This window comes from Spongiactinospora gelatinilytica (assembly GCF_003236385.1).
GTDB classification, from domain to species: Bacteria; Actinomycetota; Actinomycetes; order Streptosporangiales; family Streptosporangiaceae; genus Spongiactinospora; species Spongiactinospora gelatinilytica.
This window is the reverse complement of sequence record NZ_POUA01000755.1, coordinates 1-1,080: the sequence shown is the minus strand read 5'-3', so window position 1 is coordinate 1,080 and position 1,080 is coordinate 1. Positions and strand designations below refer to the sequence as shown.

At 71.8% G+C, this 1,080-nt stretch carries 1 protein-coding gene; it reads left to right on the top strand.

Translation table 11 applies throughout. The annotated features are described in order from the left end of the window. Positions 1-32 precede the first annotated feature (32 nt). Positions 33-1,080, top strand: a 1,048-nt coding sequence (locus tag C1I98_RS45230; protein ID WP_111172213.1) for a sensor histidine kinase, incomplete at its 3' end; no start/stop codon positions are given.

Genomic DNA, 1,080 nt, shown 5'->3' with positions numbered 1-1,080 from the left:
GTCTTGGGGGAGACAGGTGATGTGATGGGGGTATGAGGCGGGATCTGCTGTTCGCTGGATTGGCGTTCGCGGGCGGGCTGGTCTTGTTGGCCACCGGGGTTTCGGTGGGCTGGTGGTGGTCAGGGTCGTCGGCGTGGGTGTTGGCCGGGCCGTTGGCATTGGTGTGTGCCGGGGTGGCCGTGCGGCGGCGGGCGCCGTTGGTGGCGCTTGGGCTCGGGGTGGCCGGGGTGGCCGGGGACCTGTGGTTCGGGCCGACGCTGGGCACGATCGTGATATTCACCGACAATCTGTACTCCGCCACGCTCTACGGCCCGCGCAGGATGGCCCCCTGGATGGTGTGGATCACCTGTACGCTCGCCGTCGTCATCGGGAGCGTCGCCGGGGTCGTGCTGTGGGACTGGCGGTGGGTGGCGGTGGCCGCGGTACAGGCCGGGCTGGTGTTGACCACGCCGGTGTTCAGTGCGGTGATCCTGCGGCAGCACCGAAACCAGGCGCAGGCGGAGCGGGCGCGCGCCGAGCAGGTGGCCCGGCTGGCCGAGCTCGACCGGCGGGCCGCGGTGAACGCCGAGCGGGCCCGGATGGCGCGGGAGTTGCACGACATGATCGCCAACCATTTCAGCGCCATCGCGATCCAGTCCACGGCCGTGCTGTCCCGCCGTGACCTGGACGGCGAGGCCGTACGCGGGGTGCTCGCGTGCATCAGGGAGAACAGCGTCCAGGGCATGGCGGAGATGCGCGCCATGATCGAGCTGCTGCGCCAGGAGGGCGGCGGCGAGCAGGGCGAGGCGACCAGGCGGCGGCTGGCGGACTCGGAGGATCTGGTGGAACGGGCGCGGCGGTCCGGGGTGGACGCCTGCCTGCGGGTGTCGGGCACCCCGGCGGAGCTGCCGGCCTCGGTCGATCTCGCCGGATACCGGATCGTGCAGGAGGCGCTGACCAACGTACTCAAGCACGGCGACCGGCGGGCCGACGTGGCGATCGACTACGTGGCCGACCGGGTCACGGTGACCGTGGAGAACCCGGTCGCGAACGGGCGTACCCGGCTGCCGGGGGCGGGTACGGGGCTGGTCGGGATGAACG